The sequence below is a fragment of the Streptomyces sp. NPDC048389 genome (genome assembly GCF_040706335.1).
Lineage (GTDB): Bacteria > Actinomycetota > Actinomycetes > Streptomycetales > Streptomycetaceae > Streptomyces.
Map to the genome: position 1 here is coordinate 1 of NZ_JBEZKP010000104.1, position 8,016 is coordinate 8,016.

Below are 8,016 nucleotides of genomic sequence, written 5' to 3' on the forward strand. Positions count from 1 at the left end.
GCCTATCGCTACGCCTCCGGGGGTTGGGGGCGGCGCGGGGCGCCCGCTACACTCCCCTCGCCCCCACCCTGCCCCCCTCGCCTGCCCGCCCGGGCCGCCCCGCCCCCCCGCGGGGGGCGGGGCCCCTCGCCCGTACCCAAACACTCCTCAAGGGCAAGGACGGCATCGGCACCGTCCGGCGCACCACCCTCCCGGGCGGGCTGCGCGTGGTCACGGAGACCCTGCCCTCCGTCCGCTCCGCCACCTTCGGTATCTGGGCGCACGTCGGCTCGCGCGACGAGACGCCGGCGCTCGGCGGCGCCACCCACTACCTCGAGCACCTCCTCTTCAAGGGCACGAAGAAGCGTTCCGCGCTCGACATCTCCGCCGCCCTCGACGCGGTCGGCGGAGAGATGAACGCCTTCACCGCCAAGGAGTACACCTGCTACTACGCACGGGTGCTCGACACCGACCTGCCGCTCGCCATCGACGTGGTGTGCGACATGCTCACCGACTCGCTGATCCTGCAGGAAGACGTCGACGCCGAGCGCGGCGTGATCCTCGAAGAGATCGCGATGACCGAGGACGACCCCGGCGACTGCGTCCACGACCTGTTCGCGCACACCATGTTCGGCGACACGCCCCTGGGACGCCCGGTCCTCGGCACCGTCGACACGGTGAACGCGCTGACCGCGGACCGCGTACGGCGCTTCTACAAGAAGCACTACGACCCGACCCACCTGGTCGTCGCCGCGGCCGGCAACGTCGACCACGCCAAGGTCGTACGCCAGGTCCGCCACGCCTTCGAGAAGGCCGGGGCCCTGTCCCGTACGGACGCCGTGCCCACCTCGCCCCGCGGCGGAAGCCGCACGCTGCGTACGGCGGGCAAGGTGGACCTGCTGAACCGCAGGACGGAGCAGGCGCACGTGGTGCTCGGCATGCCGGGCCTCGCCCGCACCGACGACCGCCGCTGGGCCCTCGGCGTACTGAACACGGCCCTCGGCGGCGGCATGTCCTCCCGCCTGTTCCAGGAGGTCCGGGAGAAGCGCGGCCTCGCCTACAGCGTGTACTCGTACACCTCGGGCTTCGCGGACACCGGCCTCTTCGGTGTGTACGCGGGCTGCCGGCCCAGCCAGATCCACGACGTGCTCAAGATCTGCCGCGGTGAGCTCGACCGGGTCGCCTCGGAAGGGCTGCCCGACGAGGAGATCGGACGCGCGATCGGCCAGCTCTCCGGCTCCACGGTCCTCGGCCTGGAGGACACGGGCGCGCTGATGAACCGCATCGGCAAGAGCGAGCTGTGCTGGGGCTCCCAGATGTCGGTCGACGACATGCTCGCCCGGATATCGGCGGTCACCCCCGACGAGGTACGCGCGGTGGCCGCGGACGTACTGGGGCAGCGCCCGTCGCTGTCGGTCATCGGCCCGCTCAAGGACAAGCAGGCGGACCGCCTCCACGAAGCGGTCTCCTAACCCGTAAGGAAACGAAGCGATGAGCAAGCTGCGTGTGGCCGTTCTCGGTGCCAAGGGCCGTATCGGCTCAGAGGCGGTACGAGCGGTCGAGGCCGCCGAGGACATGGAACTCGTCGCGGCGCTCGGCCGCGGCGACAAGCTCGAGTCCCTCGTGGAGTCCGGCACCCAGGTCGTCGTCGAGCTGACCACCCCGGCGTCCGTCATGGGCAACCTGGACTTCTGTGTACGCCACGGAATGCACGCTGTCGTCGGGACGACGGGCTGGACCGACGACCGGCTCGCGCAGCTGAACACCTCGCTCGCGGCCTCCCCGGAGACGGGGGTGCTCATCGCGCCCAACTTCTCCATCGGCGCGGTCCTCACCATGAAGTTCGCCCAGCAGGCCGCTCGTTACTACGAGTCGGTCGAGGTCGTCGAGCTGCACCACCCGAACAAGGCGGACGCCCCCTCCGGCACCGCCACCCGCACGGCGCAGCTCATCGCGGCCGCCCGCGCGGAGGCCGGGTGCGCGCCGCAGCCCGACGCCACGGTCACCGCACTGGACGGCGCCCGGGGCGCGGACGTCGACGGGGTCCCGGTGCACGCGGTGCGCCTGCGCGGCCTGCTGGCCCACCAGGAGGTCCTGCTCGGCGGCGAGGGAGAGACGCTCACGATCCGCCACGACTCCCTGCACCACAGCAGCTTCATGCCCGGCATCCTGTTGGGCGTCCGCCGCGTCGTGTCCGCTCCCGGCCTCACGTTCGGCCTGGAGAACTTCCTCGACCTCGGCTGAGGCGGACCATGCGCGCAAAGATCACGTACTTCGTCACGGCTGCCGTCCTGGTCGTCTACTTCGTCCTGGTCGGCAGCCGGGGCGTGATGCTGCTGAAGCAGGGCACCGCGCTCACGGTCGCGTTCGGGGTCGCGGTGCTGATCCTGCCGGTGATCGGTGTCTGGTTCCTGTGGAAGAACACCCAGTTCGTCAGCCGGGCGAACCGGCTGGCCGCAGAACTGGACGCCGAAGGCGGGCTGCCGGTCGACGAACTCGTCCGGACGCCCGGCGGGCGTATCGACCGTGGGTCGGCGGACGCGGTGTTCGCCAAGCGGCGTGCGGAGACGGAGGACTCGCCCGACGACTGGCGCTGCTGGTTCCGGCTGGCCGTCGCCTATCACGACGCGCGTGACACTCCGCGGGCCCGGCGGGCGATGCAGCGGGCGATCGCCCTGCACGACGGCAGGCCCGCCCCGAGCTGACGCCGTCGTCCCGAGGCCGGGATCCGTTCCGGACCGGTGTGCAGCTCTGAACCACTGCCGATGCCACCCCTCCGGGGCGGCGGATCAGGCGTTGCGGTACTCGGCGCCCCACGCCTCGACGGTGTCCGCGGCACGGTCGAAGGCTTCCGGACGCGAGAGGAAGTCCGCGTTGCGGTCGGTGAGCAGGGTGAGGGGCCCGCCCTGCCGGGCGACCACCAGTGCCTGCCCCTGCACCGTGCGCGGCAGCCCCAGCCAGCGCACGGGCTGCTGCACCGTGCGGAGCTCGGAGGTACGACTCCACTGCATCGTGCTCGTGGTGAAGAAGGCGACGCGCCGCAGCCCGTGCCGGCTGACCCACACGCCCATGCGCAGCAGTCTCAGCGCCGCCCCGATGACCACGGCGCCGAGCAGGGAGAACACCCCGGCACCGGCCAGGGCACCCGCGAAGGCGATGATCATCGCCGCGATCAGCACGAACGACGCGAGCAGCAGCAGCACGGCGGCGGCCCCCACCCGCCACGGCCCGGGGCGGTACGGTCGCCGCCACTGGTCGTGATCGTCGAAGGGCAGCGCGACGTCGTCCGCTTGCGTGTCAAAAGCACGGTCGGCCGTCAGAAAGGGCAGGGGCACGACGGATCCTCACTCACCAGCACATTCGGTTGGGCTGTGCCCGGGTGAGGCTACCGAGGCGGCCGGACACCTACCACCCCAGGGGGGCCATGGGGGTGGCTTCCGAGCCGTCGCGCGGAGCGATGTGGCGTGACGGCTCATGACGTCGTGCGGCGAGGTCAGCGGCGCTGGGACGCTTCCGAATTCTGGGAATGACCGGGCGTCCGGTCCGTCTCCAGAGCGGGAAGCCCGAGGAGCAGGGACCCGACCAGTCCGCCCACGACGGTCAGCCCGACGAGCACCCTGCCCACGAGCTGGGATCGGCTGGGACGGACGCGCGGCGGGGGAGTGACGTTACTGCGGAAGGCGTCGGCCTCGGCGACGAACGCGAAGGGAACGGCTTCCCGCCGGTGGAACATCGGTGACTCTCCAGGGAACTCGTGAGGGGCGCTGTGCGGTTGGTCGCTGTGCGGTTGGACACCGCCACTGGTACAGACGAACGCCAGGGGCATTCGGTGCCCGAATTCCCCGAATTGACCAAAGGACACCTGGAACGCCCGCCGCGGTCGGCGCTGTCGGTGCCGCGCCGTAGAGTGGGCGCCGCCCGAGCGATGCAAATGGAAGGACCCCCGCCGGTGAGTGAGACCCCCGCAGAGATGCCCGAGCCCAGCTTCCGCAGCGATGTGACCGTCGAGCTGGTGAAGCACGCCGCCGGAGACTCCGACGTGCTGTGGGCCGCCCGCGTCTCCACCGCCGGTGAGCAGTCGCTCGAGGAGCTCTCGAAGGACCCGGAGCGCTCCAAGGGGCTGATCAACTACCTGATGCGGGACCGCCACGGCAGCCCCTTCGAGCACAACTCGATGACCTTCTTCATCAGCGCCCCGATCTTCGTCTTCCGCGAGTTCATGCGGCACCGCGCCGGCTGGTCGTACAACGAGGAGTCCGGTCGCTACCGCCGCCTCGAGCCGGTCTTCTACGTCCCGGACGCCGAGCGCAAGCTCGTCCAGGAGGGCCGCCCCGGCAAGTACGTCTTCGTCGAGGGCACCCGGGCCCAGCAGGAGCTGACCGGCCGGGTGATGACCGACTCCTACCGCCAGGCGTACGAGGCGTATGTGGAGATGCTCGACGCAGGCGTCGCCCGCGAGGTGGCCCGGTCCGTCCTCCCGGTCGGCATGTACTCCTCGATGTACGCCACGTGCAACGCCCGGTCGCTGATGCACTTCCTCGGTCTGCGCACCCAGCACGAGCTGGCGAAGGTGCCCTCCTTCCCACAACGTGAGATCGAGATGGTCGGTGAGCAGATGGAGCAGCACTGGGCGAAGCTCATGCCGCTCACGTACGCCGCCTTCAACGCCAACGGACGAATCGCCCCATAGGGAGCAGGCGTATCGGGCCCCGCCGGGCACAGATGTACGGCAGGCGCGGCAAAGTGTCCGTATTGCGGCGTTTCGAGAAGTTCATCTAGGCTGATCAAACGGACCCGGCACTGCTTGAACCCCCGAGCAGGCAGTGCCGGGCTCCGCATGCCACGTCGCACGTCACGTCCCCCGAGGGGACCCCCGGCGCTGAGCAGCGAGTAGCGTGTTACCCATGGCTCCGATCTCCACTCCGCAGACCCCCTTCGGGCGGGTCCTCACCGCCATGGTCACGCCCTTCACGGCGGACGGCGCACTTGACGTCGCAGGCGCCCAGCAGCTGGCCGCCCACCTGGTGGACGCAGGCAACGACGGCCTGATCGTCAACGGCACCACCGGCGAGTCGCCCACCACCGGCGACGCGGAGAAAGACCAGCTCGTACGGGCGGTCCTGGAAGCGGTCGGAGACCGGGCCCACGTGGTCGCCGGAATCGGAACCAACGACACCCGCCACAGCATCGAACTCGCCCGCGCCGCCGAGCGCGCCGGCGCGCACGGCCTGCTCGCGGTGACCCCGTACTACAACAAGCCCCCTCAGGAGGGCCTGCTCCGTCACTTCACGGCCATCGCCGACGCGACCGGGCTGCCCGTGATGCTCTACGACATCCCCGGCCGCAGCGGGGTGCCGATCGACACCGAGACGATCGTCCGCCTGGCCGACCACCCGCGGGTCGTCGCCAACAAGGACGCCAAGGGCGACCTGGGCCGCGCCAGCTGGGCCATCGCCCGCAGCGGTCTCGCCTGGTATTCCGGCGACGACATGCTCAACCTGCCGCTGCTCTCCGTCGGCGCCTGCGGCTTCGTCTCCGTCGTGGGCCATGTCGTCACCCCGGAGCTGCGTGCACTGCTCGACGCGTACCGGGACGGGGACGTCCAGAAGGCGACGGAGATCCACCAGAAGTTGCTCCCGGTCTTCACCGGCATGTTCCGCACCCAGGGCGTCATCACCACAAAGGCGGCGCTCACCCTCCAGGGCCTGCCCGCCGGCCCGCTGCGGCTGCCCCTCGTCGAGCTCTCCCCCGAGGAGACCGCGCAGCTGAAGCTCGACCTGGCGGCCGGCGGCGTACAGCTCTGATCGGACTTCACCACGAGAACGGCACCACTCGGACTTCACAACTGAATAGGCGAAGACCGGCCGACGCGACACCGGCCGACCTCAGCGGTCGGCCGACGGACCCGGCCGGGACACAGACGACAGCAAGCGCATGAATGTCATGTACGCCGCGTGCCCCTTCGGGCCGAGGCGTACATGGTGAGGAGAGTCTTTTGAGCCATCCGCATCCTGAACTCGGCGCCCCGCCCCAGCTGGCGAAGGGCGGCCTGCGTGTCACCCCGCTCGGCGGTCTCGGTGAGATCGGCCGGAACATGACCGTCTTCGAGTACGACGGCCGGCTGCTCATCGTCGACTGCGGCGTTCTCTTTCCCGAGGAGGAGCAGCCCGGCATCGACCTCATCCTGCCGGACTTCACCACCATCAGGGACCGCCTCGACGACATCGACGGCATCGTGCTCACGCACGGCCACGAGGACCACATCGGCGGCGTCCCGTTCCTGCTCCGGCTCAAGCCGGACATCCCGCTCATCGGCTCCAAGCTCACCCTCGCCCTGATCGAGGCCAAGCTCCAGGAGCACCGCATCCGCCCGTACACCCTCGAGGTGACCGAGGGCCATCGCGAGCGCATCGGCCCCTTCGACTGCGAGTTCATCGCGGTCAACCACTCCATCCCGGACGCGCTGGCCGTCGCCATCCGCACCCCCGCGGGCCTGACGGTGCACACCGGCGACTTCAAGATGGACCAGCTGCCGCTGGACCGGCGCCTCACCGACCTGCACGCCTTCGCTCGGCTGAGCGAGGAGGGCATCGACCTGCTGCTCTCGGACTCGACCAACGCCGAGGTCCCCGGGTTCGTGCCGCCGGAGCGCGACATCTCCAACGTGCTGCGCACCGTCTTCGCCAACGCGCAGAAGCGCATCATCGTGGCGAGCTTCGCCAGCCACGTCCACCGCATCCAGCAGATCCTCGACGCCGCTCATGAGCACGGAAGGCGAGTCGCCTTCGTCGGGCGCTCGATGGTCCGCAACATGGGCATCGCCCGTGATCTGGGGTACCTGCGGGTCCCGGCCGGACTCGTCGTGGACGTCAAGACCCTCGACGACCTGCCCGACCACCAGGTGGTGCTCGTGTGCACAGGTTCCCAGGGCGAGCCGATGGCCGCGCTCTCCCGGATGGCCAACCGCGAACACCAGATCCGGATCGTCCAGGGCGACACGGTCATCCTGGCCTCGTCCCTCATCCCGGGTAACGAGAACGCGGTCTACCGGGTGATCAACGGCCTGACCCGCTGGGGCGCGAACGTCGTCCACAAGGGCAACGCCAAGGTGCACGTCTCGGGCCACGCGTCGGCCGGTGAGCTGTTGTACTTCTACAACATCTGCAAGCCGAAAAACCTGATGCCGGTCCACGGCGAATGGCGTCACCTGCGCGCCAACGCGGAACTCGGCGCTCTGACGGGTGTCCCGAAGGACCGCATCGTTATCGCCGAGGACGGCGTCGTCGTCGACCTCGTCGACGGCAAGGCCAGGATCGTCGGCAAGGTCCAGGCCGGCTATGTGTATGTCGACGGCCTGTCCGTCGGGGATGTCACGGAGCCCGCGCTCAAGGACCGCCGCATCCTCGGGGAAGAGGGCATCATCTCCGTCTTCCTCGTCGTCGACAGCACGACGGGCAAGGTCGTCGGCGGCCCCAACATCCACGCCCGGGGGTCCGGTATCGACGACGCGGCGTTCTCGGCGGTCATGCCCAAGATCGAGGACGCGATCGCCAGATCGGCCTCCGACGGTGTCGCCGAGCCGCACCAGCTGCAGCAACTCGTCCGCCGCACGGTGGGCAAGTGGGTCTCCGACACCTACCGACGGCGCCCGATGATCCTCCCTGTCGTGGTCGAGGTCTGACGCGGCGCCTGGCGCGGCCCGACAGCGCCAACACCGGAGCGGGGCCCCCGATTTGCATCGGGGCGCCCCGCTCCAGTAGGTTTACGGCTCCGCCCGAACGGGAACCCCGCACACTCATGTGTGCTTCGTGGTGTCCGGAGGGGGCGGGGAATTCCGACTCAGAATCTCTGATAAAGTCGGAGCCGCCGGAAAGGGAAACGCGAAAGCGGAAACCTGAAAGGCAAAGAAGAACCCGCCGGCCGGGAATCGGACACGAAAGAGTCTGATAGAGTCGGAAACGCAAGACCGAAGGGAAGCGCCCGGAGGAAAGCCCGCAGGGAAGCCTGAGGGTGAGTACAAAGGAAGCGTCCGTTCCT

Annotated in this window: 8 protein-coding genes; 6 read left to right on the forward strand and 2 right to left on the reverse strand. The window is 69.6% G+C overall.

Annotated elements, in window-relative coordinates; all coding sequences use genetic code 11:
* Positions 1–68 precede the first annotated feature (68 nt).
* Genes AB0903_RS33890 through AB0903_RS33900 form a run of 3 tightly spaced genes read left to right on the forward strand, consistent with a single transcriptional unit; the run spans position 69 to position 2,684 of the window.
* The gene (locus AB0903_RS33890) at positions 69–1,451 is read left to right on the forward strand and encodes a pitrilysin family protein (RefSeq protein ID WP_366708623.1); all 1,383 of its coding nucleotides are present in this window, start codon (positions 69–71) and stop codon (positions 1,449–1,451) included.
* Positions 1,452–1,470: 19 nt separating this feature from the next.
* Complete coding sequence (gene dapB / locus AB0903_RS33895) at positions 1,471–2,223, forward strand: 4-hydroxy-tetrahydrodipicolinate reductase (protein WP_366708609.1); 753 nt, start codon at positions 1,471–1,473, stop codon at positions 2,221–2,223.
* Positions 2,224–2,231: 8 nt separating this feature from the next.
* Entirely contained in the window at positions 2,232–2,684 is a 453-nt protein-coding gene (locus AB0903_RS33900; RefSeq protein ID WP_366708611.1) for a hypothetical protein, read from the forward strand.
* A gap of 84 nt (positions 2,685–2,768) precedes the next feature.
* On the opposite strand, the gene AB0903_RS33905 is transcribed toward AB0903_RS33900, so the two are convergent.
* Positions 2,769–3,314 (reverse strand): hypothetical protein, encoded by a 546-nt coding sequence (locus tag AB0903_RS33905; protein WP_366708613.1) that lies wholly within the window; start codon positions 3,312–3,314, stop codon positions 2,769–2,771.
* A gap of 158 nt (positions 3,315–3,472) precedes the next feature.
* Positions 3,473–3,712: a hypothetical protein gene (locus AB0903_RS33910; protein WP_366708615.1), complete on the reverse strand. Its 240-nt coding sequence runs from the start codon at positions 3,710–3,712 to the stop codon at positions 3,473–3,475.
* Positions 3,713–3,928: 216 nt separating this feature from the next.
* On the opposite strand from AB0903_RS33910, the gene thyX reads away from it, so the two are divergent.
* The 3 genes from thyX (at position 3,929) to AB0903_RS33925 (ending at position 7,660) form a co-directional block, all read left to right on the forward strand.
* Positions 3,929–4,669 carry an FAD-dependent thymidylate synthase gene (gene thyX, locus AB0903_RS33915; protein WP_366708617.1) on the forward strand — a complete coding sequence of 247 codons (741 nt, stop codon included), beginning with the start codon at positions 3,929–3,931 and terminating at the stop codon, positions 4,667–4,669.
* Positions 4,670–4,883: 214 nt separating this feature from the next.
* The gene (gene dapA / locus AB0903_RS33920; RefSeq protein WP_366708619.1) at positions 4,884–5,783 is read left to right on the forward strand and encodes a 4-hydroxy-tetrahydrodipicolinate synthase; all 900 of its coding nucleotides are present in this window, start codon (positions 4,884–4,886) and stop codon (positions 5,781–5,783) included.
* 191 nt (positions 5,784–5,974) lie between these two features.
* The gene (locus tag AB0903_RS33925) at positions 5,975–7,660 is read left to right on the forward strand and encodes a ribonuclease J (RefSeq protein ID WP_366708621.1); all 1,686 of its coding nucleotides are present in this window, start codon (positions 5,975–5,977) and stop codon (positions 7,658–7,660) included.
* The last annotated feature ends 356 nt before the right edge of the window (positions 7,661–8,016 follow it).